Raw genomic sequence first — 25,459 nt, 5'->3', positions numbered from 1 at the left:
TCAGTTCCTCGTGATGACGTGCGCGAACGGAAGCACGTTCGATGCGGGCACCGCGACCGGCTCGCTGCCGTGCGCGGCAGCCCGCGCGGCCGCGCGTTGCGCATGGCGCGCGCTGCCGCGCAGCAACGCGTGCACGGCGGCGACCACGTCGTCGACGCTCACGCCGCGCAGGCACGGATGGCCGGGCTGATTGCACACGCTGCGATAGCAGTTGCGGCACGGCACGTCGACGTTCAGCACACGGTGCGGCACACGCCACGGCGTGTGCTGCGGATTGGTCAGTGCGTACAGGTCGACCACCGGCGTGCCAAGCGCGGCCGCGAGATGCACGGGGCCGCTGTTGTTCGACAGCAGCAGGTCGGCCGTTTCGATCAGCGCGCCGAGTTCGCCGAGCGGCAAGACGCCGGCCAGCGGCACGGCGCGCGGCCCCGCGCGTTCGCACACCGCGTCGACCAGCGCGCGTTCGTCCGCGCTGCCCGTCACCGCGATGCCGTCGAACAGCGGCGCGACGGCGGCGGCCGCTTCGCCGAAGCGCTCGGCCGGCCAGCGCCGCGACGCCGCGCTCGCGCCCGGATGGACGACCAGCCAGCGCGCGCGCGGCGCCTCCGGCTGGCGCGCGCCGCCAAAGCGGTGCAGCGCGGCCTGCAAGCGTGCGTGCACCGCGCGCCGCGCCGCGTCGCCCGGCTCGAACGCCATGCGCCAGTCCGACGTCGTCGCGCCGACCGTGCGCACCAGCGCGAGCTGGCGCGCGACCTCGTGGCGCACGTGCGATTCCGGCTCGGTTTCCGGCACGCGGTCGGTCAGCAGTTCGTACGGGTTCTCGCGGCAATGCGCGAGCCGCAACGGAATGCCGGCGAGCCAGCACATCATCGCGGCGGGCAGCGGATTCTGGCTGTAGACGGTGAAGATCACGACCGCGTCGAAGCGGCCCGCCAGCAGCCGGTCGATCATGTCGAGATCGGCGACCGGGTCGCCCCGCGTGTCCGGATGCTTGACCCACGGCGCGTCGTAGGACCACACGTCGTCGACCATCGGCAGGTGCTTCGCGAGCGCGGCGCCCGTGCGCGACGTCAGCAGCGTCAGCCGGCGGTCATGGCCGCCCTCCTTCAGCGCGCGCAGCGCGGGCGTCGTCATCAGCACGTCGCCGATGCTGTCGAGCCGCACGCACAGGATGCGGCGGGCGCGGCTCCAGGCGGTGCTCATCGCCGCACCCACGAGCCGTGCCGGCGCACGGCCTCGCGCACGACGATGTCGGCGGCCAGGTCGATGCGATCGACGACGTGGTGCGGCGTGCGGGCGGCGTTCAGGCGCCACTCGGTCTCGTTGCCGCAGTCGACCAGGATCGTGCCGCAGCGCGCGGTGCGGCCGGCTTCGACGTCGTCGAGGATGTCGCCGATCATCCAGCTCCATTCGGGGACGACGCCGAGCGCGGTCAGCGCGCGGCGCAGCATGCCGGGGCGCGGCTTGCGGCAGATGCAGTCACAGGTGTAGCGCGGCACGCTGCCTCGCGGGTGATGCGGGCAGTAAAAAAAATCCGCCAGCGTCGCGCCGTTCGCTTCGAACAGTTCGGCGAGACGCTGGCGGACCGCGCCAAGCTCGTTTTCGGTAAAGCGGCCGAGCGCGACGCCCGGCTGGTTCGACACGACCGCCAGCGGCATCCCGGTCGCGCCGAGGGTGCGCAGCGCGCGCGCCGCGCCCGGCGCGAGGCGCATGTGCGCGGGATCGACGTTGTACGGCACGTCCTCCAGCAGCGTGCCGTCCTTGTCGAGCAGCACCGCGCCGGGCAGCCGCCGTTCGCGCTTCAGGGCCATGACGTCTCCTTCATCGGCAGCACCATCAGTTCCGGCACCACGGTGCCCGGCGGCTGCGTCAGCACGAAGCGCACGGCGGCCGCCACGTGCTCCGGCGGCTGCAGCGTCTCCTCGTCGATGTCCGGAAAGCGGTCGAGCAGGAACGGCGTGCGCATCCCGCCCGCGACGATCGCCGACACGCGCACGCCGCTCGGCCGCAGTTCGGCATGCAGCGCGTGCGACAGGCCGAGCAGGCCCCACTTCGTCGCGTGATACGCGGAGGCGTTCGGCCACGCGCGCTTCGACGCGGTCGACGCGATGTTGACGATGTGTCCGTCGCCGCGCGCCTTCATCATCGGCACGGCGGCGTGGCACATCAGGTACGGGCCGAACAGGTTCGTCATCAGCACCTGCTGCCAGGCCTCGACGCTCACGTCGTCGATCGGCGCGGTCACGTCGATCGCCGCGTTGTTGACGATCACGTCGAGGTCGCCGAGCGACTCGCGCGCGTCGTGCACGACCTGCAGCACCGACGCTTCGTCGCGCACGTCGAGCGGCCGCCCCACCGCGTGGCCGCCGTGCCGCTCGAGCCGCTGCGCGACGGCCGCCGCGCGGTCGCCGTCGAGATCGGCGACGACGACGTGCGCGCCATGCTGCGCAAGCTCCTCGCAAATGGCTTCGCCGAGACCGCGGCCGCCCCCGGTCACGAGTGCGGTCCGGCCGGCGAGCGGCGGTCTGGCTGGATCGTGAGTCGCGTTCACCTGCACCTCCTGTCGATGTCGGAAAGCCATCCGGCTGACGGCGACACTTGTCGCGACAACCGTCCGTGCATGAGGTACAGCGAAAACCGTGCCGGCCTGCGTGCGCCCGCGCCGCGTCGGGCTGTGCCGCGCGCCCGCTGGCTTTTTTATAACCGGCTGTAAAAACGGGTCCGGGCCGCCGCGCTCAGATCGCGAGCCCGTCGGGCGTCGCCTGCGCGCGGTGCTTGGCGAGCGCGCGCAGGCAGTGCGCGATGCAGCCCGCGAACGCCTCGTCGAACCACGGCTGCGCGCCCGACACGCCGACCACGATGCCGCCGAGCGCGACGCCGCCCCACAGGTTCGTGTCGCCGGCGCGCAGCCGGTACGGCTCCAGCGCCTGCACGACGTGGCCGTCGCGGCCCGTTTCCCACGACAGCCGCGCCTTGGCCCGCGCGTAAGCGCGATAGTCGGCGTCCCAGTCCTTCGGGTCGGGCAGCGAAAACTCATACAGGATCGCGTCCTCGAACGCCGCGTCGTGCGGCCCGAGCGCCGGGTCCATGATCACGATGTGCAGGCAGCCGCTGTCGCCGACGAAGTCGCTCTGCAGCGCGGCGGACAGGCTCGGCAACAGCAGCTCGACGGCCGCCACCGCGGCCTGGCGGTCGGCGAACGCACTACCGCCGCGACGCGCGTTCAGGGTTTCGGGTGGCGTCGGATTCAGAAGGTTCGGCATGGATTTCTCCGGAGGAAAACGCGAGCGCACGCAACGCCGCGATCAGGTCGGCCGCTACCGCGGGCTTGGTCAGGTACGCATGGAAACCGGCTTCGACCGCCCGCGTGCGATCGCGGTCGCGCGCATGGCCGGACAAGGCCAGCGCCTCGAGCGGCGCGCGGCCGTCACGATCGCGATCGCGCGCGGCGTCGAGCTGGCGCACCCGCGACATCACCGCGTAGCCGTCCTCCTCGTCGTCGCCGAGGTCGATGTCGCAGACGAGCAGCGCCGGCCAGTCGGCCCGGCGCGCGCGCCACAGGTCGTCCAGCAATGCCTGGCCCGACGCATACGCGTGCACGTCGGCGCCGGCGACCTTCAGCAGCGCGGTGAGCGCCTCGCGCGCCTCGTCGTGATCGTCCACGCACGCGATGCGCAGGCCGTCGAGCGGCTTCGCCGCGGGCGCCGCGCCGGCATCCGGATTCGCCACGGCGCCGTCGGGTTGCATCGACGCGGGCGCCACCGCACACATCGGCAGCGACAGGTGCAGCGTCACGCCGGTATCGTCGCGTTCGCGCACGACATAGCCGCCGGCCTCCTCGATCGCGTCCTGCAAGCGTTCGAGATCGATCAACGACAGTTCGGTGGCGTCGACGCCCGCGCATGCGATCGTGATCCGCGCTTCCGGGTCGTGGCGCGCGGTGCGCACCTCCAGCTGCCCGCCGCTGCTCGCGTCGACCGCGCCGCGGCACAGTTCCCACACGAAGCGCCGCAGCGCGGCCGGATCGGCCTTGACGACCAGATCCTCGTCCGACAGATGGCGAAACACCGGCACGCCGCGCTGCGCGGCCGCCTCCGCCAGCGAATCGAGCACCTGCGACACGAGCGGGTTGATGCGCACCGGCTGCCGCGCGAACTTCGCCTCCGTGCGTTCCAGTTCGCGCTGCTTCGCCTGCAGCGCCCACATCTGCGCATACACGCCGCCGCTTTCGAGCAGCTCGTCGTGGGTGCCGTGCTCGACGAGCCGGCCGTGCTCCATCACCAGGATGCGATCGGCATCGACGATCGTCGACAGCCGGTGCGCGATGATGAGGCTGGTGCGATGCTGCGCGACGCGCATCAGTTCCTGCTGGATCGCGCGCTCCGAGCGCGTGTCGAGCGCCGATGTCGCCTCGTCGAACACGACGATCGGCGGCGCCTTCAGCAACGCGCGCGCGATCGCGACCCGCTGCCGTTCGCCGCCCGACAGCCGTACGCCGCGCTCGCCGACGCGCGTGTCGTACGCGTCGGGCAGCCGCTCGATGAACGCGTCGAGCTGCGCGCCGCGCGCGGCCGCGATCACCTCGCCACGCGTCGCGTCGCGCTTGCCGTACGCGATGTTGTACGCGAGCGTGTCGTTGAACAGGATGGTGTCCTGCGGGACGATGCCGAGCGCGTCGCGCAGGCTGCGCTCGGTGACGAGCCGCAAGTCCTGGCCGTCGATCCGGATCGTGCCCGCGTCGGGCTGGTACAGCCGGAACAGCAGGCGCGCGAGCGTCGACTTGCCCGAGCCGCTGCCGCCGACCACCGCGACCGTCTGCCCGGCCTCGATACGGAACGACACGTCGAACAGAATCTGCCGGCTCGGCTCGTAGCCGAAGTCGACATGCTCGAACTCGATCGTGCCGCCACGTACGACGAGCGGCTGCGCGCCGGGCGCGTCGCCGTCCTCGCCCGGCTTGCCGCGCGCATCGAGCAGCCCGAACAGGCGCTCGATGTTCGTCATCGCGTCGTTCGCTTCGCGGAACACGAAGCCGAGCGCATTCAGCGGCAGGCTGATCTGGATGATGTACGCGTTGATCAGCACGAGATCGCCCACCGTCATCGTGCCGCGCGCGACATGTTGCCCGGCCAGCAGCATCACGGCCGCGATCCCCGCGCCGATGCACGCGCTCTGCCCGATATGCAGCGTCGACAGCGCGTACTGGTTGTCCACGCCGGCTTCGCGCCATTCGTCCAGCACGCGGTCGAGCCGGTCGCGCTCGACGTCCTCGCGCGCGAAGTACTTGACCGTGTCGACGTTCAGCAGGCTGTCGACCACGCGCGAATTCGACTCGGCCTCGAGCGCGTTCACGCGCCGCTGGTAACGCATGCGCCGACGCGTGAACACTCCCGTATACGCCGCGTAGACGGCGAACGTGACGAAAATGATCGCCGTGAAGCCGCCCCCGTACTTGCCGATGACGATCACGAGCACCGAGCCGATCTCGATGGCCGTCGGCACGACCGTGAACACCGCGACGCCGAGCAGATAGCCGATGCCGGCCGTGCCTTTCTCGAGATCGCGCACGACGGCGCCCGTCTCGCGCTGCGCATGAAAGCGCGCGCCGAGCCGGTGCAGGTGGCCGAACGTGCGCACGGTAAACGACGCGACCGTGTGCTGCGTGACCTGCACGAACGTCATGTCGCGCACTTCGTTCAGCGCGTTCGACGCGAAGCGCACCACCGCGTACGCGAACAGCAGCAGTACCGGCCACGCGACGGGCTGGCCGGCCGCGCGGCCGAAGCCGTCGACGATGTCCTTGAGCAGCAGCGGCACCGACACGGCCGCCGCTTTCGCGAGCACCAGCAGCACGATCGCCGCCAGCACGCGCGCACGGTAATGCCAGATCGCGCGCCAGAGTTCGACCGCGATCCGCACCCGCAGGCCGCGTTCGTCGCGGCGGCGGCCCTGGCGCGCGCGGCCTGCCGCTACGTCACGGTCCTTGGTTGGCGTTTCGTCGAGTCCGGTCGTCATGCACGCAGTGCTCGCGGTCGGGGGCGCGCCGTGTCACGCATCGGCGCTCAGTGGCGCGGTTCACGCTCGCGGCCGCGTACCACGGTGCCGGGCTCGGGGTCGCGCGCGGCGGGCTGGGTCGGCGTCACCGTCCGCTGGTCCGGATGCAGCACCATGCCCGTATCGTGTTCGCCTTCGCGGCGCACGCGCACGCGATTCTCGACGTCCTGCACGCCCATGCAGCCGTCGGCCAGATCCTCGATGTCGTGCTTCATCCAGCGGGCCGGCACCGTGCCGTCCAGTTCGACGCGACCGTCGCGTACCTGCACGGTCACGTCGCTCACGTCGATCTCGAGCGCATGCGCGAGCCGCTCGCAGACGTCCTCGCGAATCCGTTCGTCCGAGCGCGTATAGCCCTTCGGCCCGCGGCGATGACGCAGCGCTTCGCGTTCGGTGTCCCGGCCGAAGCGCGACAGGTCAGGCGCGCTGCCGCCATGGCGCGGATCACCGGGGTCGCGCTCGCCGCCGTACCAGCCCATCCGGTGCTGGCCGCGGAATTCCGGGCGCTCGCCGCCGTACCGGCCTTCGCGGCCTTCCGCGCGGCGACCCGGGTCGCCGTAGCCGCGCTCGGGGGTCCGCGCCGGCTGGCGCGCGCCGCCCGGCCAGTCCGGGTCGGCGGCAGCGCGCCGCGGGTCGACCGGGCGCGCGGCGCGCTCGGTCCATTCGCTGCCCCAGTCTTCCGGGCCCACGTCCTCGCTCGCGAAGCGGCGGTAAGCCGATTCGTAGTCTTCTTCCGGCCACCGTGCGGGGTCGTCCGGGATGCCGCGCTCGCCAGCGCCCCGGTACGCGCGTTCGTTGCGCTCGTGCCAGTCGGGCGGGCCACCGCGCTCGCCGGACCGTCCGGGATATCGTCGTTGCATCGTGTCTCTCCTTGATCGCCTGCGCCGCGCACGGCCCCATGCCGCGGCGCGGCGCGCGTCGGTCGGGTGAATGCAAATCGCGTGCCGGCGACATGGCCGTACCGCGACGGTTGCGCGTCGCAGCGCCGGGAAGCCGTCGGGCGCCCCAATCTGCAACGCGATTGCAGTTTTTGCGTGCCGGGCGTCACGGCGCGCCGCCAGGTTCGTCCGGTTCGTCGGTGCGACCGGGCTCGCTCAGCCGCTCGGTGCGGTCCGGCTCGATGTCGGCGCCTTCCTCGAGCGTCGAGTCGCCGTCCGCCGATGCCCGCTCGCCGGTGCCCGCGCGGTCCGTGTCGCTGCCGAGCGCGGCATCGCCGCGTTCGAGCGCGTGATCGTCGAGCGGCGAATCGACGTCGAACGGATGGCGCCGCGCGCCCGCCGTGTCGCTGCCGCTGTCGGACGAGTCGCTCGGACCGAGCGCGCGGCCGTCGCGGCCGCGGCTCGCGTTGTCGTCGTCCGGGCCGGCCGGTTCGTTGTCGGGATTCAGCGTGCTGTTCATGTCGATCTCCTTGCGTGGCTTGCCGCCGCGCGCGGGGCCGGACGACCGGCGCGCGGCGGATGGACCAGCAGGTCGTGCAATCGGCATGCCGGGCCGGCTACCGCCGGTCGCGCCGGCGCCCATCCCGGCGCACGGCACGGCCGATGCGCGCCCATTGATCAGCCGAATCGAGTTCCTTTATCCTTTCGGACGTGCCAATCGCTCCGTATGGCCGCCGCCGGCGCGTCCGGGGGCGGGCCGGCGACCCGCGGCCGCCCGTATTTCCAACTTGCCGCTCCGATGAAGAAAGACGACGCCGATCTCCAACCGCATCCGCCGCCGCCCGGCTTGTCCGATCCGCGCGACCTGCAGCACCGCTTCGCCGAATTCCGGTTCCAGACCGTGGTGGAGTCGATCACCGACTATGCGGTATTCATGCTCGATCCGTACGGCAACGTCGCGACGTGGAACGCCGGCGCGGCGCGCATCAAGGGCTACGACGCGGCCGAAATCGTCGGTCACCATTTCTCGCTGTTCTATCCGACCGACGCGATCGCGGCCGGCCGGCCGTCGCAGGGGCTCGCGCTGGCCGCCGCGCATGGCCACTTCCAGGACGAGGGCTGGCGCGTGCGCAAGGACGGCACGCAGTTCTGGGCGAGCGTGACGATCACGCCGGTGTACGACGCGACGCACGAGCTGTGCGGCTTCATCAAGATCACGCGCGACATGACCGAGCGCAAGCGGCTCGAGGAGCTCGAAGCATCGACGCAGCGGCTCAGCGTGTTCATCGCGACGCTCGCGCACGAACTGCGCAATCATCTCGCGCCGCTGCGCAATTCGGTCGGCGTGCTGCAGAGCCTGTCCGATCCGCCGCCCGCGCTCGCGCAGTGTCGCGACGCCGTGCACCGCCAGGTCGGGCAACTGACGCGGCTCGTCGACGATCTGCTCGACGTCGGGCGCATCACGGCCGGCAAGATCGAACTCGACGCTCGCCCGGTCAGCGTGCGCGATATCGTGTGCCGCGGCGTCGAGAGCATCCAGCCGAAGCTGGCCGCGCGCGGGCAATGGATCCGCGTCGACCTGCCGGCCGACTCCGTGGTGCTGCACGGCGACGACGCACGGCTCGTCCAAGTGCTGCACAACCTGCTCGACAACGCATCGAAATTCTCGCCGCACGGCGGCCGAATCGACGTCGGTGCGCGAATCGAAGGGCCGTCGGTGGCGATCAGCGTCGTCGATCGCGGCGTCGGCATCGCGCCCGGTGCGCTCGAAACGATCTTCGACCTGTTCGAACAGGAAGATGCACCGGGCCGCTCTCCGTCCGGCGGTTTCGGGCTCGGTCTCGCGATCTGCCGGTCGTTCGTCGAACTGCACGGCGGGCGGATCGTCGCGGAAAGCGACGGGCCCGGCCACGGCGCGACCTTCACGGTCTGGCTGCCGATCGCGCACACGATGCGCGCCGAGCGCGCCGCACTGCCCGCACCGGCCGTGCCTGAACAGCCGGCGGACGCGCCGCTGCGCATCGTCGTCGTCGACGACAACCGCGATTCGGCCGATACGCTCGCGGTGCTGCTGCAGTTGAAAGGGCATGCGCCGCGGGTCGCGTACAACGCGGCCGACGCGCTGGCCCTCGCGCGCGACTACCTGCCGCAGCTGATGCTGCTCGACCTGACGATGCCGGACATCGACGGCTTCACGCTGCTGCAGGAATTGCGCGCGATCGACACGCTGCGCGACACGACCTGCGTCGCGCTGTCGGGCCATGCGCGCGCGTCCGACCTCGCGCGCACCGAACGCGCAGGCTTCGACGACCATCTCGTGAAGCCCGTCGAGATGGCCGTGCTCGATGCGTTGCTGCAGCGCGTCGCGCGGCGGGTTCAGGGCACGTCGTAAGCACTCAGGCCATCGCGCGGCACATCGCCGCGCAGGCCTCGCACGCGAGCGCGCAGCGGCGGCAATGCTCGTGCGCATGCCGCGAGCACTCGGCCGCGCACAGGTCGCACGCATGCGCGCACAGCGCGCAAATGCGCGGTGCGAGCCCGCTGCGGCGCGCCATCGCGCCCGATGCGAAGCGGCACAGCTGCGCGCACTCGATGTCGAGCGCAATGCACGCGGCCAGCGCATGCACGTCGCGCTCCGCAAGACAGGATGCCGCACAGGTGTCGCACGCGTGCGCGCAGGCGTCGCACGCGGCCATGCAATTGTCGTATCGATCGTTCATCGCAATGCTCCCGGTTTCGGTTCGTGTCGTCGTCATGGCGTCAGCTTGACCTTCATCCAGCCCGGCTCGCGCACGTCGAACGCGCGATACGCATCGATCGCGTTCGTCAGCGGCTCGCTGCGCGTGAGCACCGACAGCGGGTCGAACGCGCCGCTGCGCACCAGCTCCACGAGCGGCGGCGTCACCGTCCGGTGATTGCAGTTGCCCATCTTGATCGTCAGGTTGCGGTTCATCGCGTCGCCGATCGGAAACACGCGCGCGGCCGGCGGATACACGCCGATCACCGAGATCGTGCCGGCCTTCGCGACCGCACGCACCGCCCATTGCAGCACCTGCGACGGCCCGTCGCCCGGCACCCAGTTGCGACCGTCCGGCTTGCGGTGCGGCGCGATCGCGTCGACTTCCGCATCGAACGCGCGCGCGGCGTCGCGATCGGCTGCGGCCGGCCCGTGCGTCGCGCGCATCGCGTCGACGCCCACCGCGTCGATCACGCGATCGACGCCGATCCCGCCGGTGAGCCGCAGGATCGTATCGACCGGATCGTCCTCGGAAAAATCGACGATCTCGGCGCCCTGCCCGCACGCCATCTCGAGCCGCGACGCGATCCGGTCGATCGCGATCACGCGCCCGGCGCCCATCAGCTTCGCGCTCGCGATCGCGAACTGCCCGACCGGCCCCGCGCCGAACACGGCGACGGTATCGCCCGGCTTCACTTCCGCGAGCTGCGCGCCGAAATAGCCGGTCGGGAAAATGTCCGACATCAGGATCGCGCGATCGTCGTCGATCGCGTCGGGCAGGCGAATCAGGCTCGCATGCGCAAGCGGCGTGCGCGCATATTCGGCCTGTAGCCCGTCGACCGGGCCCGTTTCCGCCGGCCCGCCGAAGAACGAAGTGCCCGCGCGCGGCCCGCCCGGGTTCGCGACGTCGCATTGCGCGGTGTAGCCCGCGCGGCAGTAGGCGCAGCTGCCGCACGCGATCGTCGACGGAATCAGCACGCGATCGCCGCGCCGCAGGTTGCGCACGTCGCGCCCGACCGCCTCGACGATGCCGACGCCCTCGTGGCCGAGGATCGTGCCCGGCTTCATGCCGCCCAGCGTGCCGCGCACCATGTGCAGATCGGTGCCGCAGATCGCGCTGGCGGTCAGGCGCACGACCGCGTCGGTCGCCGCGGAGACTTCCGGATCGGGCACCGTGTCGATGCGAATGTCGCCGATGCCGTGAAATACGACTGCTTTCATGTCAGGCCCTCCTTGTCGAAAGCGGAAACGGTGAATGAGACCGTCGAGCGAATCGAGCAAGGCGTGCGCCTGTGCGGCGCGCCGTGAGGCACGGACAGGAAGCGCTGCGTTTTCGAGGAGGAATCGAGCCGGCGCGTCAGTCCGTCGCCGGGCCGCTGCCGATGCCGCCGTCGCGCGCGTTCGAGATCGCTTCGACGAGCTTCAGTTCGTCGTCGATCGACAGCGTCGTGTCGACCACGTCACCGCCCAGCGGCCCGAGCGCCGCGCTCAACGCGTAGATGTCGACCTGCGTCGCGGCCAGCCCGAGCGAGACGGTGCCGGGGCGCGCCTTGCGCGCGACGCGATCGGTCAGCGCATCGTCGACCGGCCGCTCGCGCCATGCGTCGAGCGACGATTCGATGTGCGCAACGACGCTGTCGAGCAGCGATCCGGATGCCACGCGGCCCGGATCGACTGCATGCGTGCGCAACTGTCCGTCGGTCGAGCACTCGACGATCACGATCCCCGCGAGCGCGACGACGTGCCGGTCGCGCAGCGTGCCGAGTTCGGCCAGCGCGCGACGCGCCGCATCAAGATCCGGGTAGGACAACACGATCAGCGTGTTCATCAGCGACTCCATGCAATCCGAACGGGCGCGCTCAATGCGGCGGCCCGAACGCGGCTTTCAGGCTCGCGACGATCATCTGCATCGCGATCGCCGCGAGAATCATCCCCATCAGGCGCTGCGTGACAGCCGTCACGCGCGGCGACAGGTAGTGGCCGATCAGCGGCGCCGACAGCAGCGACACGGCCAGCAGCACGAGAAACGCGGCCAGCCCGAGCGCGAACGCGAGTTCCTGCCCGGTCGAGACCGCGCCGTGTCCGAGCACGATCATCGTCGCGATCGTGCCGGGGCCGACCAGCAACGGGATCGTCAGCGGGTAGATCGCGACGCTTTCGGCGGCTGCCGGATCGGCGCCTTCGTCGCTGCCCGGCGCATGCTGGCGGCTCGGCGCGCCATGCAGCATCGACAGCGCGATCAGCAGCACCAGCAGCCCGCCCGCGAGGCGGAAATCGTCGATCGTCAGGCCGAACGCGCGCAGGATCGCGCCGCCCGCGACGGCCGACACGATGCAGCCGACCGTCACGCCGATCGCGGCCGTCAGCGCGACCTTGCGGCGCACGCCGTCCGCCGCGCCTTCGGTCAGCGACAGGAACACCGGGATGTTCGCGATCGGGTTCATGATCGCGAACAGCGCGGCGAATACCTTGATGGAAAAAGTCAGATCGAAGGCCACAGGGTCGCTCCCGTCTCGCGCGGCACGTGACACGCCCACGCCGGTTCGTTTTCGATGCGCGGCGCACGCCATGCTGATACGATCCACGCACCACGTTCATCCACGACGGAGGGCCCCGCTCGATGCAAGCCACCGACACTTTCATGGGTCACGAAATTCGCGTCGACGCGACGCGCAACGCGAACGGCGCATGGGTCGCGCAGGTGCGGATCTTCCGCGACGGCGCGCCCGTCGACCTGCCCGCGCCCGAACTCGTCACGCCCGAATGGCTGACGTGCGACGAGGCGCTGCGCGGCGGCATCGACCAGGGGCGCGTGATGATCAAGACGCGCGACCGGTAACGCCACCCGGTTCATCGGCGCACGGGCGACCGGCGTCGCGCGATGCACGTCACGCATCGAAATCGAGGTCGCCGATCAGGATCTCGCGATCGCGCTGGGTCCGTGTGCTGAAATCGACCGGCAGCTCCATCTGCCAGCGCTCGATCGTGACCGGCAGCGCCGCGAGATAGCGATCGAAGCGGCTGGGATCGGGCTCGGCCAGCAGGCCGGCGATCGCGTCGTCGCGCCACGCGAGCCGCACGTTCAACCGGTTCGGCAAGCCGACCGTCGACGTGAGGCCGATCACGTCGATGCAGGTCGGGCTGCCCTGCCCGTCGTGCGGCACGACGTCGACCTTCACTTCGCCGGGCTGGTACAGGCCACGCAGGCGCGTCGCGATGCGCGGCGCGAACTCGGTTTCGAAACGGGCGCGGACGTCGGGGTTCATCTTGCCTCCATCAAGGGTTCGGCAGGTGTCGTCTTGCTGCTTTCATGCGGGCGTCATCTGCCGCTCGAGCGCCGCTTCGGCCTTCAGGTTGTCGAGATCGCGAGCGATCGTCACGACCGCGAGCCGCGTGTTGCCGCGCCAGTACGCGATCGAGCAGTCGTGCGCGCCGAGGTCGCCCTCGATCTCGACGCGCTCCCATTGCTCCGCATGCCCGACATAGCGGAGCGTCAGGTCGTAATGCTGGCTCCAGAAAAACGGCACCGCGTCGAACGGCCGCTGCTGGCCGAGCAGGTTGCGCGCCGCGACGATGCCCTGCCGCTCGGCGACGACCCAGTGCTCGACGCGAATCCGCTGGCCCGTCAGCGGATCGGGCCAGCGCGCGATATCGCCGGCCGCATAGATGCCGGGCGCACTCGTCTGCAGGAAGCGGTCGACCGTCACGCCGCGTTCGACCGCGAGCCCGGCGTCCTGCGCAAGTTCGACGTTCGGATGCACGCCGATACCCACCAGCACGACGTCGGCCGGCAGCACGTCGCCGCTCGACAGCGTCACGCTGTCCGGCCCGATCCGCGCGGGCGTCGCGCCGAGATGGAACACCACGCCGTGCGCTTCGTGCAGCGCCTTGATCGTGTCGCCGAGCGCATCGCCGAGCACGCGGCCCATCGGATGCGGATCGGGCGCGACGACGTGCACGTCGAGCCCGCGCGTGCGCAACGCAGCGGCCGCTTCGAGCCCGATGAAGCTCGCGCCGACCACCACGCAGCGGCGCGCGGTTTTCAGCTTCGCGATCAGCACATCGCAATCGGCGCGAGAGCGCAACGTACACACGTGCGGCAGATCGGCGCCGGGCACGTTCAGCTTGTTCGGCTCGGCGCCGGTCGCGAGCAGCAGCGCGCCGTAGTCGACCCGGCCGCCGTCGGCCAGCTCGACCGACCGCTGCGCGGGATCGATGCGCGTGACCCGCGTATTGCAGCGCACGTCGATCCGCTGCTCGGCATAGAACGACGGCGCGCGCAGCGGCAGCCAGTCGGCTTGCGCCGTGCCCGCGAGGTAATCCTTCGACAGATTCGGCCGGTCGTACGGCGGATCGGCATCGGCGCTCAGCAGCGTGATCGCGTGCGGATAGCCTTCCTGCCGCAGCGTCACGGCCGCCGCGATCGCAGCGGCGCCGCCTCCGACGATCACGACCGACGCGGGCAGCCCGGTTGCCTTCAGCGCGGGCGGCACGGCGGCCGGCCGCGCATCGACGACGACCGCGCGGCCGTCGCGCCGCTCGACGCGCCAGCACGGCAGCCCGTCGAGCGCCGGCGCGCGCTCCATCTCACCGGTGCGCAGGCAGAACGCCGCGTGATGCCACGGACAGCGAATCGTGTCGCCGACCAGCAGGCCCTCGGCCAGCGGGCCGCCATAGTGCGGGCATTGCGCGCCCACCGCGAACAGCTCGTCGCCGCGACGCACGAGCAGCACCGCCGCGTCGCCGACATGGCCCTCGATCATCGCGCCGTCGGCGAGATCGTCGAGCGCGACCCCCTGCGTGAGGTCGGGGCGTGAGGACGCATCGCTTCCAGTCATGACGTGGCTCCCGAAAAGTCAGGTAACGATCCCATTATCGACATCCCTCCTGAAAAGAACAGGTACAGACGCCCCGCAGCGCACGCAAACCCGGACTGTAGCTTGTACGCGATCCATGACCGGCGTAGAACGTGATCAACGTTGCGGCGCAACACGGCGGCCGCCTGCGAGGCGCACGACGCGACCCGCGCAAGCCGCGTGCCGCCTTCACCCGTCAAAGGAGCACTACCCGATGGCCACCGTCCTGTGCGTGCTCTACCCCGATCCCGTCGACGGCTATCCGCCGCGCTACGTGCGCGACGCGATCCCGGTCGTCACGCACTACGCGGACGGCCAGACCGCGCCGACACCGGCCGGCCCGCTTGGCTTCCGGCCCGGCGAGCTCGTCGGCTCGGTGTCCGGCGCGCTCGGCTTGCGCGGCTATATGGAAGCGCACGGCCACACGCTGATCGTCACGAGCGACAAGGACGGCCCCGACTCCGAATTCGAGCGCCGGCTGCCCGAAGCGGACGTGGTGATTTCGCAGCCGTTCTGGCCCGCGTACCTGAGCGCCGAACGGATCGCCCGCGCGCCGAAGCTGAAGCTCGCGCTGACGGCCGGCATCGGCTCCGATCACGTCGACCTGGATGCGGCCGCACGCGCGCACATCACCGTTGCCGAAGTCACCGGCTCGAACAGCATCAGCGTCGCCGAGCACGTGGTGATGACGACGCTCGCGCTGGTGCGCAACTACCTGCCGTCGCATGCGATCGCGCAGCAGGGCGGCTGGAACATCGCCGACTGCGTGGCGCGCAGCTACGACGTCGAAGGGATGCATTTCGGCACGGTCGGCGCGGGGCGCATCGGCCTCGCGGTGCTGCGCCGGCTGCAACCGTTCGGCCTGCATCTGCACTACACGCAGCGCCATCGGCTCGATGCGTCGATCGAGCAGGCGCTCGCGCTCACGTATCACGCCGATGCGGCGTCGCTCGTGAGCGCCGTCGATATCGTCAACCTGCAGATTCCGCTGTACCCGTCCACCGAGCGGCTGTTCGACGCGGCGATGATCGCGCGGATGAAGCGCGGCGCGTACCTGATCAACACCGCACGCGCGAAACTGGTCGACCGCGATGCCGTGGTGAATGCCGTCACGTCCGGCCATCTCGCCGGCTACGGCGGCGACGTGTGGTTTCCGCAGCCGGCGCCGGCCGATCATCCGTGGCGTACGATGCCGTTCAACGGGATGACGCCGCACATCTCGGGCACGTCGTTGTCGGCGCAGGCGCGCTATGCGGCCGGCACGCTGGAGATCCTGCAATGCTGGTTCGACGGCAAGCCGATCCGCAACGAATACCTGATCGTCGACGGCGGCACGCTCGCCGGCACGGGCGCGCAATCGTACCGGCTGACGTGACGCCGCGCGCCGCGTTCGGCCGCGCGGTCAGTCGAGGCAGGATGCGGCGAGCTTGCCGACGGTGACGACCGCGCGCTCGATCTCCGGCGACCACGGGCTGCTGTAGTTCAGGCGGATGAAATTCCGGTAGCTGTCCGCGATCGAGAACATGTAGCCCGGCCCGATCGTGATCCCCTGCTCCAGCGCGAGCTGATACAGCCGCATCGCATCGACCTGCACCGGCAGCTCGATCCACAGCACGTAGCCGCCCGCCGGGCTCGAAATGCGCGTGCCTTCCGGAAAGAACCGCGACACCATCGCGCGCATCAGGTTCGCCTGCTGTGCATAGGCCTTGCGAATCCGCCGCAGGTGATGCTCGTAGCCGTCGCGTTCGAGAAACTCCGCGATCGCCAGTTGCGGCAACGACGGCGTCGCCAGCGTATTCAGGAACTTCAGCTTCTCGACCTGTTCGCGGTAGCGGCCCGGCAGCGCCCAGCCGATCCGGTACGCGGCCGTCAGGCTCTTCGAGAACGACGCGCAATGCAGCACGATGCCTTGGCGGTCGAACGATTTCAGCGTGCTCGGATGCATGTTGCCGAAATACAGTTCGTTGTACACGCCGTTCTCGATGATCGGCAGGTCCGCTTTCGTTGCGAGCGCCACCAGTTCGCGCTTGCGCTCGTCCGGCATCTGGAAACCCAGCGGGTTCTGGAAGTTCGGCATCACCATGCACGCGGCGATCGGCTGCGATTTCGCGATCGCGGCCAGCGCCGCGATGTCGATTCCGTATTCCGGATGCGTGGCCACCTCGATCGCCTTCATCCCCATCCGCTCGATCGCGTGCAGCATCGCGTAGAACGTCGGCGATTCCACCGCGATCGTGTCCCCCGGCTTCGCGACCGCCTGCAGGCACAGGTTGATCGCCTCCGTCGCGCCGACCGTCACGATGATCTCGTTCGGGTCCACCGACATCCCGTTTTCCAGGTAGCGCCGCGCGATCTGCCGGATCAGCCGCGGATGGCCCGGCGGCAGCCCGTCGGTCACGCCCCACAGCGACTTGTCGCGGCCGGCCGCGTACGCGTAGCGGTTCAGCTTCTCGAACGGGAACAGGCTCGGGTCCGGATACGGCGAGCCGAGCGGCACCGCGTCGTCCGTGCCGATCGAGCGCAGCGTCGACAGCACGAGCCGGCTCACGTCCACCGACGACGAGATCGCGATCGGCTTCGACGGCCGCAGCTCGCGCACCGGTGCGTGGCTGTCGTCGCGCCGCAGGTTCACGAAATAGCCCGACTGCGGCCGGCTTTCGAGCAGCCCGCGGCTTTCCAGCAGCAGATACGCATGCAGCACCGTCGTGATGCTGATCCGGTGCTGCTGGCTCGCCTGCCGCACCGACGGCACACGGTCGCCGTGTCGATATACCCCTTGCCGAATGAGTCGCTCTACGTCGTTCGCAAATTTCTCGTAGAGCTTCATCCGCCTCGCCCCGCGAGCGATGAACCGGCCTGCGCCGCATGGGCGGCGCGGCCGCGCCGACGCACGAAGCCGGATAGCCGTCGCCGGGTGCGGGTGTCCCGGTTCGAACCTCGTCCGTTACCGAAATTGAAGGCGGATAGCAATGCGAATCTCATCAAGACAAGGTTCGGCATCCTACTGCGTCATTTCGGCGAATGTAAGTGACAGTTTGGCGGGGAAACGTCAAATCCGGCCGGCGTGGTGAACAGATGATGCGAAGGCGACGGCGCGGCCGCGCGCGATCGCACGGCAGCCGTTCGTCCGGCGCACGTCACGATGTATTGCGGTAGCAGAGGGAGCGGCGGTGAAGCGCAGCCCGGCCATGCGCGGGCCCGCTCGCCCTCACGCGTCGTCGACGTTGTCCGCGTAGTGGTCGATCGCGACCTTGCACTCGTCGAACACCACCGTCAGCAGCGCGACGTCGTTCGACTCGAGCCACTTGCGGATCTGCAGGAACTGGCTCGTGCCGAGATCGGCGAGGCGGCCCGGATCGTCGGTCGTCACGTCGACGCTCGCGATCGCGCGGTTGCCGGGCAGCGGCGATAGCGTCGCCGCGATGTCGAAGCGGCGGTACGATTGATCGATGCGCATGCGGTTCTCCCGGCTCGGTTCGAAAAGGGGTGGGCTCAGTCGAGCGTCTGGCGAAACACCTTGCCGCCGAATCCCGTCACGACGTTGTCGACCGAGAACGGCGTGTCCTCCCTCGCTTCGAGAATGACCGCGACGCTGCCGGGCACGAGCCGCGCCGCGACCGTCTCGACGAACGTGCCGTCGAGCAGCGCGTTGCCGGCCGCCTGCGCGAGAATGCCGGCGCCCGCGCCGGCCGCCATGCCGGTCACCACGCCGAGCGGCCCGGCGAGCAGGCCGAGCAAGCCGCCCGCGATCGCGCCGATCACCCCGCCCTTGAACGGCCGCGATTCGGCGTCGAGCACCGCGAGCTTGCCGTTCGCGTCCTTCTCGACGACGACGCCGTTCTCGATGTGGAATCCTTCGTTCTTCTCCGACAGCGCGTCGAAATCGTTCGCAGCCTGACGAGCCGTCTCGACGCTGCCGAACACGGCGACGATCAATTGCCTGGTCATGCGACACCTCGCTTGATTGAATGGTGGGGGAACCGCCGCACCGCGCACGACGCGCCGGGGTTCGCTTCGAATGCCGCCCGGGCCGCGTTACTTGCGAGCATGCACGTCGTCCTCGACATCGTCGACGTCCGCCGGAAAGCGATGCTGGCCGAAGCTCAGGATCAGCACGCCGACCGCGAGCAGCACGATCCCGAAGGTCGTCATCAGCATGCGCTCGGGGCTGTCGGTCGCGCCGCGCAGGATCAGGTCGCGCGCGAGCGACGTCATCGCGATGAACAGCGGAAACCGCACCGGCAACCGGCCGAGCCGCAGGTAGCGCAGGTCCATCGCGAGCACTTCCAGATACAGGAACATCAACAGCAGGTCGGTCAGCGACACTTCGCCCGCGAGCACGACCTTCCACGCTTCCTGCGTCATCGCGAACGCAGTCGCCAGCCCGATCACGACCAGCCCGGCCAGCTCGGCCGCGTGAAGGAAATGGCCGAAGCGGCGACGGATGCGCTCGGCGGCCGTATCGGCGGATGCAGTGGACGTATTCAAGGTGTGAGCCGGTGTAGTGTCGTGGGCGCGGCGATCGATGCTCCGTCGCCGCAACGGGGGGTCTCGGGCAACGGAAAGCCCGCGACGGGCGAACGGGAACCCGTTGCGCACGCCTCTGCTCCGCTCGCGCCGGTCGCCTGCGCGACCGCGGACAGCGTGCGCCGGCAACACGCGTAAAACGCGACGCCGGCCTCGGTGCAGACGACATCGTCGCCCGCGCGCTCCAGCAACAACCGGCAGCCGAGATAGCGTTCGAGGCCGTCGAGCCGCGCGCCGACCTGCGCGACGTCGAGCTTCAGATCGGACGCCGCGCCGGACAGCCCGCCGTGCTCGACGATTGCACCGAAAATACGCATCGCTTCCAAAAGGTTCATCATGATGGCCGTCGTCGAGCGGAGCGAACCTAATCTACTGCACGCGACACGCACGCTCAAGAGCACAGCGCCGCGCGCGCCAGGAGTACAGCTGCGCGGGCGCCGCACAAAATCCGGCCCGGTTTGACCCATTCGAATGACAGATCGTCGATACGTGTTCCAAAGACCCGCCGAAGCTGCTAGATTGCATGCTCGACGACGTTACGCGGTGCGGGCAGCCCCACGCGCCGGGCGAACGCGCGGCCACCCCGTCCGCCTCCCCGTCGCGCCGGGAGCCGGCCGCCGCCGCTGCGGCCCGTTGCGCGATGCCCGCGCAACGTCCTTCATCCGGATGTCACAAAGAGAACCGTCGCATGACACAGTTCAACCGTTCGCCTTCGCGCGCCGCGGCTGCCGCGGCCCGTCCGTCCCGACATGACTGACCGGCAGGCCGCGATGCAGACCACTCCTCCCCCGCTCTCCCAGGCCGTTCACAGCACGATCACGCGCAGCGCGATCTTTCTCGTGGCGACGATCAATCCCGGCGCCGATCACGCCGACACGATCCGTTCGTGGTGCGGCGACATCGCCGCGCTGGTGCGCTCGGTCGGCAAGCGCGTGCCGGGCGGCAATCTCACCTGCGTGTGCGGCTTCGGCTCCGACGCATGGGATGCGCTGTTCGGCGAGCCGCGCCCCGCGTCGCTGCGTCCGTTCCGGGAATTCGGCGCCGGCCAGCGCGTCGCGGTCGCGACGCCCGGCGACATCCTGCTGCACATCCGCGCCGAAGCGATGGACCTGTGCTTCGAACTCGCGACGCAACTGCTCGGCGCGCTCGGCGACGCGGTCACGGTCGTCGACGAGGTGCACGGCTTCCGCAATTTCGACCAGCGCGCGATGATCGGCTTCGTCGACGGCACCGAGAACCCGGAAGGCCGCGAGGCGGTCGACTTCACGGTGATCGGCGACGAAGACGCCGAATTCGCGGGCGGCAGCTACGTGCTCGTGCAGAAGTACCTGCACGACATGGCCGGCTGGAACGCGCTCGCGGTCGAGACGCAGGAGCGCATCATCGGCCGGACCAAGTTGTCCGACATCGAACTCCCGCCGGACGTGAAGCCGTCGTGCTCGCACAGCTCGCTGACCACGCTCGACGAGGACGGCCAGGAAGTGAAGATCCTGCGCGACAACATGCCATTCGGGCGCCCGGGCGCCGGCGAATTCGGCACTTATTTCATCGGCTATGCGCGCTCGCCGGCGCCGATCGAGCAGATGCTCGAGAACATGTTCGTCGGCCGGCCGCCCGGCAACTACGACCGCCTGCTGGACTACAGCCGCGCGGTCACCGGCTCGCTGTTCTTCGTGCCGTCGGCCGACCTGCTCGAAGCGCTCGCCGACCGCCCGGCGCCGCCCGCCGAAGCCATCCAAACGGAATCCACGCCGTCCGCGCCTTCCGCCCCGCGTCGCGACGGCTCGCTGAACATCGGCTCGCTGAAAGGAACCCCGACCTATGAATAACCTGCACCGCGAACTCGCTCCGATCTCGTCGTCCGCCTGGGAACAAATCGAGGAGGAAGTGGCGCGCACCTTCAAGCGCTCGGTGGCCGGCCGCCGCGTCGTCGACGTCGACGGCCCCGAGGGCCCCGAACTGTCGGCCGTCGGCACCGGGCACCTGCTCGACGTCGCCGCGCCGCGCGAGCACGTGAACGCACGGTTGCGCGAAGTACGCACCATCGTCGAGCTGACGGTGCCGTTCGAGCTGAGCCGCGACGCGATCGACAGCGTCGAGCGCGGCGCGCGCGACGCCGACTGGCAGCCGGCGAAGGAAGCCGCGCAGCGGCTCGCATTCGCCGAAGACAACGCAATCTTCGACGGCTACCCGGCAGCCGGCATCGTCGGCATCCGCGAAGGCACGTCGAACCGCCGGCTCACGCTGCCGGCGGACGTCGGCGCATACCCGGACGCGATCAGCGACGCACTCGAAGCGCTGCGCCTCGCCGGCGTCGACGGCCCGTACTCGGTCGTGCTCGGTTCGGACGCGTACACCGCGCTCAGCGAAGCGCGCGACCAGGGCTATCCGGTCCTCGGCCATATCAAACGCATCGTCAGCGGCGAGATCATCTGGGCGCCGGCGATCAGCGGCGGCTGCGTGCTGTCCACGCGCGGCGGCGACTACGAGCTGCACCTCGGGGAAGACGTGTCGATCGGCTACACGAGCCACACCGACAAGAGCGTTCGCCTGTACCTGCGCGAGACCTTCACGTTCCTGATGCTGACGAGCGAAGCATCGGTGGCCGTGGCTCCGCAGGGCAACGCGGCCGCCTGAGCGCGGTTGCCCGCGCGCGATGCCCGGCCGGGCGTCGCGCGCGACGGCCGCACCGCCGGCCGCAGGCTCGTCGCCGATCCAGCCCATCTTGCATGGAGGATGTCATGAGCGAATCGAATGACGCATTACAGGCGCTGCAGGCGTCCGTCGCTTCCTTGAAGCAGACGGTCGACGCGAACGCAGGCAGCCAGGCCGGCGACACCGCCGTGCTGTTTACCGTCGTGTCGCTGATGCTGGCCGAACTGCCGCCCGACACGCGCAACCTGATCGAGGATTCGTTCTCCGTCTGGGCCAATGGTCTGCCGAATGCGGCACTCTCGTCCGACGTGAAGCAAATCGCCCGGCAACGGCTCGCGATGAACCTGTCGGACTGATCGCGGTTCGCGACGGTTGCGCGATGTCCGGCGCATCCCGTGCAACCCGTCCTCGCCTTCGCCGGCCCCCCGCCACGCATCGGCTGCGGTGCGTGCGGAGCCGGCCGTAACCGCCGCGCGCCCGCACCGCGCGTCGTTCGCGCGCCGCCCCTTCCCGTTCCCTTCCACCGCAGGCCGCATGCGCCGCGCACGCCCGCGCCGCGGCGCGCTTGCCCCTCTGTACTCCTTGTCGCCGGATCGCGCGCGCATGTGAGGGTGCAATTCACGGCCGGCCCGGCATGGAACTGTGTCTTGGATGGCCCGTGCCGATTCGCTATTTTGAACGCAGTCGAAGCGATGCCGTGGGCTCCTCGCAGCACTCGCGCTTCCCGCCCCGACCGCGACCGTGCGCCACGCCGGCGCGCGCCGCGCGAACGCACTGGTGCCGCACGCGCGCCGCCGCGATGCGTGTCGTGCGCGTCGTGCGTGCGCGGTCGGAACGCGCGGGCGCCGCACCGCATCGGGCTTCACCCTTCGACCCACCTTCACCGACAGGAGCCAGACCACCATGCCCGCACTTTGCGATATCTGTCACGCCCGGCCGGCCGTCGCGCGCGCAACCGTGATGCAGGACGGCGAGCGCAAGACGATCTCGATCTGCGACTACCACTTCCGTCAGTTGATGCGGCATCAAAGCATGCTGAATCCGTTCGATTCGCTGCTGGGCGGTGGCGGCCCGTCGCTGTTCGGCGGGCTCGGCGACGAATCGCCGCTCGCCGCCGAGATTCCGCGCGAATCGGTCGACCCGACCGACGCGTTCAGCGAACAGACGCTCGAACTGCTGCAGCGCGCGGCCGAGAAGGCGCATGAACTGCGTCGCAGCGAACTCGATTCCGAGCACCTGCTGTACGCGCTCGCGGACACCGACGTCTGCGCCGCGCTGCTGAAGGAACTGAAGCTGTCGCCGCAGGACATCCGCGCGTACATCGACGAGCACGCGCACACCGGCACGGCCGACCCCGATGCGCCGCTCGACAAGCTGTCGATCTCGCCGCGCGTGAAAAAGGCCGTGCAGTACGCGTTCCAGGCGTCGCGCGATCTCGGCCACTCGTACATCGGCCCCGAGCATCTGCTGATCGGGCTCGCGTCGGTGCCGGACAGCGTCGCCGGCACGCTGCTGAAGAAATACGGCGTGACGCCCGAGGCGCTGCGCCAGAAGGTCGTGAAGGTGGTCGGCAAGGGCGCGGAGGACGGCCGCGTCGATGCGCCGACCGGCACGCCGAACCTCGACAAGTTCGGCCGCGACCTGACCGCGATCGCGCGCCAGGGCAAGCTCGACCCGGTGCTCGGCCGCGCGCAGGAAATCGAGAGCACGATCGAGGTGCTCGCGCGCCGCAAGAAGAACAACCCGGTGCTGATCGGCGAGCCGGGCGTCGGCAAGACGGCGATCGTCGAAGGCCTCGCGCAGCGGATCGTCAACGGCGACGTGCCGGAAGTGCTGCGCGACAAGCGGCTCGTCGAGGTCAACATCAACTCGATGGTGGCCGGCGCGAAGTATCGCGGCGAATTCGAGGAACGCGCGAAGCAGCTGATCGACGAAGTGACCGCGAAGCAGGACGAACTGATCCTGTTCATCGACGAGCTGCACACGATCGTCGGCGCGGGCCAGGGCGGCGGCGAAGGCGGCCTCGACATCGCGAACGTGCTGAAGCCCGCGCTCGCGCGCGGCGAGCTGAGCCTGATCGGCGCGACGACACTCAACGAATACCAGAAGTACATCGAGAAGGACGCCGCGCTCGAACGCCGTTTCCAACCCGTGTTCGTGCCCGAGCCGAGCGTCGAGCAGACGATCGTGATCCTGCGCGGGCTGCGCGACAGCCTCGAGGCGCACCACCAGGTGACGTTCGCCGACGACGCGTTCGTCGCGGCCGCCGAATTCGCCGACCGCTACATCACGTCGCGCTTCCTGCCCGACAAGGCGATCGACCTGATCGACCAGGCGGCCGCACGCGTGCGGATCGGCGCGACGTCGCGCCCGGTCGACATCCAGGAAGGCGAAGCGCAGATCGCGCAACTGAAGCGCGAGCAGGACTATGCGACCTCGCGCAAGCGCTTCGACGAAGCGAAGCAGTTCGAGGAGCAGATCAACGCGAAGCAGAAGGCCGTCGACGAGATGATGGAGGCGTGGCAGCGCAAGACCGGCTCGGAGACGCTCGAGGTGACCGTCGAATCGGTGGCCGAGGTCGTGTCGCGGCTGACCGGCATCCCCGTGTCCGAACTCACGCAGGAAGAACGCCAGAAGCTGCTGAAGATGGAGGAGCAACTGCGCGAACGCGTGGTCGGCCAGAGCGATGCGGTGGTCGCCGTCAGCGATGCCGTGCGGCTGTCGCGCGCGGGGCTCGGCCAGACCCATCGGCCGATCGCGACGTTCCTGTTCCTCGGGCCGACGGGCGTCGGCAAGACCGAGCTCGCGAAAGCACTGGCCGAGACCGTGTTCGGCGACGAGCAGGCGATCATCCGCATCGACATGTCCGAATACATGGAGCGCCACGCGGTCGCGCGGCTGATCGGCGCGCCGCCCGGCTACGTCGGCTACGACGAAGGCGGCCAGCTCACCGAGCGTGTGCGGCGCCGCCCGTACAGCGTGATCCTGCTCGACGAGATCGAGAAGGCGCATCCGGACGTCTACAACGTGCTGCTGCAGGTGTTCGACGACGGGCGTCTCACCGACGGCAAGGGCCGCGTGGTCGATTTCAGCAACACGATCATCATCGCGACCAGCAACCTCGGCGCGGCGATCATCATGGACAACCTCACGCAGCCGGAAGCCGCGCGCAAGACCGACAAGGCGATCCGCGAGGAACTGATGCAGGTGCTCAAGGGGCACTTCCGTCCCGAGTTCCTGAACCGGATCGACGAGGTGATCGTCTTCCACGCGCTGTCGAAGGACAACATCCGCTCGATCGTGCAGATCCAGCTCGACCGCGTGGTGCGCACGGCCGCCGCGCAGGACATCACGCTCGTGATGGGCGACTCGCTCGTCGACCATCTGACCGAAGTCGGCTACCAGCCGGAATTCGGCGCGCGCGAGCTGAAGCGCCAGATCCGCCAGACGATCGAGACGCGGCTCGCGAAGGAGATCCTCGCCGACCGGCTGAAGTCGGGCGACAAGTGCGAGGTCGACTACGACAAGAACAGCGACGAAGTGAAGTTCAACACGCTCGCGGCACCGGAAGCGAAGGACGCGAAGCCGGACGCCGACGGCAAGGCCAAACCCAACGGCAAGGCCGCCAAGGCAGCAGCAGACGCGAAGCAGGACGACACGCCCGCCGACGCTCCGCCGCCCGCGGCGAAGCCCGGCAAGAAGTCGTCCGGCGCGAAAAAGGACGCACACTAAAACAACGCATGCCCTGCAAC

General features: G+C 69.7%; 25 protein-coding genes. 7 read left to right on the top strand and 18 right to left on the bottom strand.

From position 1 onward, the window contains the following. The 7 genes from H0X95_RS14760 to H0X95_RS14730 all read right to left on the bottom strand — a co-directional run bounded on the left by H0X95_RS14760 (window position 1) and on the right by H0X95_RS14730 (window position 7,452). Complete coding sequence (locus H0X95_RS14760) at window positions 1-1,203, bottom strand: glycosyltransferase family 9 protein (RefSeq protein WP_196446094.1); 1,203 nt, start codon at window positions 1,201-1,203, stop codon at window positions 1-3. After that, window positions 1,200-1,811 (bottom strand): D-glycero-alpha-D-manno-heptose-1,7-bisphosphate 7-phosphatase, encoded by a 612-nt coding sequence (locus H0X95_RS14755; RefSeq protein WP_006498376.1) that lies wholly within the window; start codon window positions 1,809-1,811, stop codon window positions 1,200-1,202. The genes H0X95_RS14760 and H0X95_RS14755 overlap by 4 nt, the downstream gene beginning before the upstream one ends. Next, complete coding sequence (locus H0X95_RS14750; RefSeq protein ID WP_006498377.1) at window positions 1,802-2,551, bottom strand: SDR family oxidoreductase; 750 nt, start codon at window positions 2,549-2,551, stop codon at window positions 1,802-1,804. Before H0X95_RS14750 ends, H0X95_RS14755 begins: the two co-directional genes overlap by 10 nt. Before the next feature lie 184 nt (window positions 2,552-2,735). Further along, window positions 2,736-3,263 carry a hypothetical protein gene (locus H0X95_RS14745; protein WP_043205925.1) on the bottom strand — a complete coding sequence of 176 codons (528 nt, stop codon included), beginning with the start codon at window positions 3,261-3,263 and terminating at the stop codon, window positions 2,736-2,738. After that, entirely contained in the window at window positions 3,205-6,015 is a 2,811-nt protein-coding gene (locus tag H0X95_RS14740) for an ABC transporter transmembrane domain-containing protein (protein WP_226244865.1), read from the bottom strand. Before H0X95_RS14740 ends, H0X95_RS14745 begins: the two co-directional genes overlap by 59 nt. A 47-nt stretch (window positions 6,016-6,062) precedes the next feature. Then, window positions 6,063-6,914 carry a BON domain-containing protein gene (locus H0X95_RS14735; protein ID WP_048987206.1) on the bottom strand — a complete coding sequence of 284 codons (852 nt, stop codon included), beginning with the start codon at window positions 6,912-6,914 and terminating at the stop codon, window positions 6,063-6,065. Window positions 6,915-7,098: 184 nt separating this feature from the next. Continuing rightward, on the bottom strand, window positions 7,099-7,452 hold the full coding sequence (locus H0X95_RS14730; protein WP_043205927.1) for a hypothetical protein: 354 nt from the start codon (window positions 7,450-7,452) through the stop codon (window positions 7,099-7,101). A 279-nt stretch (window positions 7,453-7,731) separates the two neighbouring features. Here H0X95_RS14730 and H0X95_RS14725 point away from each other — a divergent pair, with 279 nt between their 5' ends. Next, a complete protein-coding gene (locus H0X95_RS14725; protein WP_059722847.1) occupies window positions 7,732-9,324 on the top strand; it encodes a PAS domain-containing hybrid sensor histidine kinase/response regulator in 1,593 nt (530 codons plus the stop codon). A gap of 4 nt (window positions 9,325-9,328) precedes the next feature. On the opposite strand, the gene H0X95_RS14720 is transcribed toward H0X95_RS14725, so the two are convergent. The 4 genes from H0X95_RS14720 to H0X95_RS14705 form a co-directional block, all read right to left on the bottom strand. Continuing rightward, window positions 9,329-9,652, bottom strand: a complete 324-nt coding sequence (locus H0X95_RS14720; RefSeq protein WP_006498383.1) for a four-helix bundle copper-binding protein — start codon at window positions 9,650-9,652, stop codon at window positions 9,329-9,331. A gap of 32 nt (window positions 9,653-9,684) precedes the next feature. Further along, window positions 9,685-10,890, bottom strand: a complete 1,206-nt coding sequence (locus H0X95_RS14715) for a zinc-dependent alcohol dehydrogenase (RefSeq protein ID WP_034203647.1) — start codon at window positions 10,888-10,890, stop codon at window positions 9,685-9,687. A 136-nt stretch (window positions 10,891-11,026) separates the two neighbouring features. Further along, window positions 11,027-11,497, bottom strand: a complete 471-nt coding sequence (locus H0X95_RS14710; protein ID WP_034203648.1) for a membrane protein — start codon at window positions 11,495-11,497, stop codon at window positions 11,027-11,029. A gap of 31 nt (window positions 11,498-11,528) precedes the next feature. Then, window positions 11,529-12,167, bottom strand: a complete 639-nt coding sequence (locus H0X95_RS14705; RefSeq protein WP_058903692.1) for a MarC family protein — start codon at window positions 12,165-12,167, stop codon at window positions 11,529-11,531. A 122-nt stretch (window positions 12,168-12,289) separates the two neighbouring features. On the opposite strand from H0X95_RS14705, the gene H0X95_RS14700 reads away from it, so the two are divergent. Continuing rightward, on the top strand, window positions 12,290-12,508 hold the full coding sequence (locus H0X95_RS14700) for a DUF6566 family protein (protein ID WP_043205930.1): 219 nt from the start codon (window positions 12,290-12,292) through the stop codon (window positions 12,506-12,508). A 49-nt stretch (window positions 12,509-12,557) separates the two neighbouring features. On the opposite strand, the gene H0X95_RS14695 is transcribed toward H0X95_RS14700, so the two are convergent. Continuing rightward, window positions 12,558-12,935 carry a DUF5594 family protein gene (locus H0X95_RS14695; RefSeq protein WP_059722845.1) on the bottom strand — a complete coding sequence of 126 codons (378 nt, stop codon included), beginning with the start codon at window positions 12,933-12,935 and terminating at the stop codon, window positions 12,558-12,560. A 42-nt stretch (window positions 12,936-12,977) separates the two neighbouring features. After that, entirely contained in the window at window positions 12,978-14,507 is a 1,530-nt protein-coding gene (locus H0X95_RS14690; RefSeq protein ID WP_059722844.1) for an FAD-dependent oxidoreductase, read from the bottom strand. Window positions 14,508-14,739: 232 nt separating this feature from the next. Between H0X95_RS14690 and H0X95_RS14685 the strand changes: the two genes are divergently transcribed. Then, on the top strand, window positions 14,740-15,900 hold the full coding sequence (locus H0X95_RS14685) for an NAD-dependent formate dehydrogenase (RefSeq protein WP_059722841.1): 1,161 nt from the start codon (window positions 14,740-14,742) through the stop codon (window positions 15,898-15,900). 27 nt (window positions 15,901-15,927) lie between these two features. On the opposite strand, the gene H0X95_RS14680 is transcribed toward H0X95_RS14685, so the two are convergent. The 5 genes from H0X95_RS14680 to H0X95_RS14660 form a co-directional block, all read right to left on the bottom strand. Beyond that, window positions 15,928-17,352, bottom strand: a complete 1,425-nt coding sequence (locus H0X95_RS14680) for an aminotransferase-like domain-containing protein (RefSeq protein WP_034203651.1) — start codon at window positions 17,350-17,352, stop codon at window positions 15,928-15,930. Window positions 17,353-17,733: 381 nt separating this feature from the next. After that, the gene (locus tag H0X95_RS14675) at window positions 17,734-17,982 is read right to left on the bottom strand and encodes a hypothetical protein (RefSeq protein WP_006498393.1); all 249 of its coding nucleotides are present in this window, start codon (window positions 17,980-17,982) and stop codon (window positions 17,734-17,736) included. Between the two features lie 35 nt (window positions 17,983-18,017). Then, entirely contained in the window at window positions 18,018-18,473 is a 456-nt protein-coding gene (locus H0X95_RS14670; protein WP_048989244.1) for a DUF1269 domain-containing protein, read from the bottom strand. An 87-nt stretch (window positions 18,474-18,560) separates the two neighbouring features. Next, complete coding sequence (locus tag H0X95_RS14665) at window positions 18,561-19,013, bottom strand: phosphate-starvation-inducible protein PsiE (RefSeq protein ID WP_006498395.1); 453 nt, start codon at window positions 19,011-19,013, stop codon at window positions 18,561-18,563. Then, window positions 19,010-19,387, bottom strand: a complete 378-nt coding sequence (locus H0X95_RS14660) for a LysR family transcriptional regulator (RefSeq protein ID WP_034204043.1) — start codon at window positions 19,385-19,387, stop codon at window positions 19,010-19,012. The genes H0X95_RS14665 and H0X95_RS14660 overlap by 4 nt, the downstream gene beginning before the upstream one ends. A 414-nt stretch (window positions 19,388-19,801) precedes the next feature. Between H0X95_RS14660 and H0X95_RS14655 the strand changes: the two genes are divergently transcribed. From H0X95_RS14655 to H0X95_RS14640, 4 genes are all read left to right on the top strand, one after another. Then, on the top strand, window positions 19,802-20,881 hold the full coding sequence (locus H0X95_RS14655) for a Dyp-type peroxidase (RefSeq protein ID WP_059723909.1): 1,080 nt from the start codon (window positions 19,802-19,804) through the stop codon (window positions 20,879-20,881). Further along, entirely contained in the window at window positions 20,874-21,689 is an 816-nt protein-coding gene (locus tag H0X95_RS14650) for a family 1 encapsulin nanocompartment shell protein (RefSeq protein ID WP_006498398.1), read from the top strand. The genes H0X95_RS14655 and H0X95_RS14650 overlap by 8 nt, the downstream gene beginning before the upstream one ends. A gap of 104 nt (window positions 21,690-21,793) precedes the next feature. Then, entirely contained in the window at window positions 21,794-22,063 is a 270-nt protein-coding gene (locus tag H0X95_RS14645; RefSeq protein ID WP_006498399.1) for a hypothetical protein, read from the top strand. Between the two features lie 547 nt (window positions 22,064-22,610). After that, window positions 22,611-25,439, top strand: a complete 2,829-nt coding sequence (locus H0X95_RS14640) for an ATP-dependent Clp protease ATP-binding subunit (RefSeq protein ID WP_059723907.1) — start codon at window positions 22,611-22,613, stop codon at window positions 25,437-25,439. Window positions 25,440-25,459: the final 20 nt, after the last annotated feature.

Source organism: Burkholderia sp. 9779_493 (assembly GCF_015712215.1).
Lineage (GTDB): Bacteria > Pseudomonadota > Gammaproteobacteria > Burkholderiales > Burkholderiaceae > Burkholderia > Burkholderia cenocepacia.
Note: the sequence above shows the minus strand (reverse complement) of the source record. Positions and strands in the feature narration are given on the sequence as shown.

What these genes read in the sequence shown, in the direction of transcription:
- H0X95_RS14760 (WP_196446094.1), bottom strand. Translation starts at nt 1,203, where the DNA reads ATGAGCACCGCCTGGAGCCGCGCCCGCCGCATCCTGTGCGTGCGGCTC.
- H0X95_RS14755 (WP_006498376.1), bottom strand. Translation starts at nt 1,811, where the DNA reads ATGGCCCTGAAGCGCGAACGGCGGCTGCCCGGCGCGGTGCTGCTCGAC.
- H0X95_RS14745 (WP_043205925.1), bottom strand. Translation starts at nt 3,263, where the DNA reads ATGCCGAACCTTCTGAATCCGACGCCACCCGAAACCCTGAACGCGCGT.
- H0X95_RS14740 (WP_226244865.1), bottom strand. Translation starts at nt 6,015, where the DNA reads ATGACGACCGGACTCGACGAAACGCCAACCAAGGACCGTGACGTAGCG.
- H0X95_RS14735 (WP_048987206.1), bottom strand. Translation starts at nt 6,914, where the DNA reads ATGCAACGACGATATCCCGGACGGTCCGGCGAGCGCGGTGGCCCGCCC.
- H0X95_RS14730 (WP_043205927.1), bottom strand. Translation starts at nt 7,452, where the DNA reads ATGAACAGCACGCTGAATCCCGACAACGAACCGGCCGGCCCGGACGAC.
- H0X95_RS14725 (WP_059722847.1), top strand. Translation starts at nt 7,732, where the DNA reads ATGAAGAAAGACGACGCCGATCTCCAACCGCATCCGCCGCCGCCCGGC.
- H0X95_RS14720 (WP_006498383.1), bottom strand. Translation starts at nt 9,652, where the DNA reads ATGAACGATCGATACGACAATTGCATGGCCGCGTGCGACGCCTGCGCG.
- H0X95_RS14715 (WP_034203647.1), bottom strand. Translation starts at nt 10,890, where the DNA reads ATGAAAGCAGTCGTATTTCACGGCATCGGCGACATTCGCATCGACACG.
- H0X95_RS14710 (WP_034203648.1), bottom strand. Translation starts at nt 11,497, where the DNA reads ATGAACACGCTGATCGTGTTGTCCTACCCGGATCTTGATGCGGCGCGT.
- H0X95_RS14700 (WP_043205930.1), top strand. Translation starts at nt 12,290, where the DNA reads ATGCAAGCCACCGACACTTTCATGGGTCACGAAATTCGCGTCGACGCG.
- H0X95_RS14695 (WP_059722845.1), bottom strand. Translation starts at nt 12,935, where the DNA reads ATGAACCCCGACGTCCGCGCCCGTTTCGAAACCGAGTTCGCGCCGCGC.
- H0X95_RS14690 (WP_059722844.1), bottom strand. Translation starts at nt 14,507, where the DNA reads ATGACTGGAAGCGATGCGTCCTCACGCCCCGACCTCACGCAGGGGGTC.
- H0X95_RS14685 (WP_059722841.1), top strand. Translation starts at nt 14,740, where the DNA reads ATGGCCACCGTCCTGTGCGTGCTCTACCCCGATCCCGTCGACGGCTAT.
- H0X95_RS14680 (WP_034203651.1), bottom strand. Translation starts at nt 17,352, where the DNA reads ATGAAGCTCTACGAGAAATTTGCGAACGACGTAGAGCGACTCATTCGG.
- H0X95_RS14675 (WP_006498393.1), bottom strand. Translation starts at nt 17,982, where the DNA reads ATGCGCATCGATCAATCGTACCGCCGCTTCGACATCGCGGCGACGCTA.
- H0X95_RS14670 (WP_048989244.1), bottom strand. Translation starts at nt 18,473, where the DNA reads ATGACCAGGCAATTGATCGTCGCCGTGTTCGGCAGCGTCGAGACGGCT.
- H0X95_RS14660 (WP_034204043.1), bottom strand. Translation starts at nt 19,387, where the DNA reads ATGAACCTTTTGGAAGCGATGCGTATTTTCGGTGCAATCGTCGAGCAC.
- H0X95_RS14655 (WP_059723909.1), top strand. Translation starts at nt 19,802, where the DNA reads ATGACTGACCGGCAGGCCGCGATGCAGACCACTCCTCCCCCGCTCTCC.
- H0X95_RS14650 (WP_006498398.1), top strand. Translation starts at nt 20,874, where the DNA reads ATGAATAACCTGCACCGCGAACTCGCTCCGATCTCGTCGTCCGCCTGG.
- H0X95_RS14645 (WP_006498399.1), top strand. Translation starts at nt 21,794, where the DNA reads ATGAGCGAATCGAATGACGCATTACAGGCGCTGCAGGCGTCCGTCGCT.
- H0X95_RS14640 (WP_059723907.1), top strand. Translation starts at nt 22,611, where the DNA reads ATGCCCGCACTTTGCGATATCTGTCACGCCCGGCCGGCCGTCGCGCGC.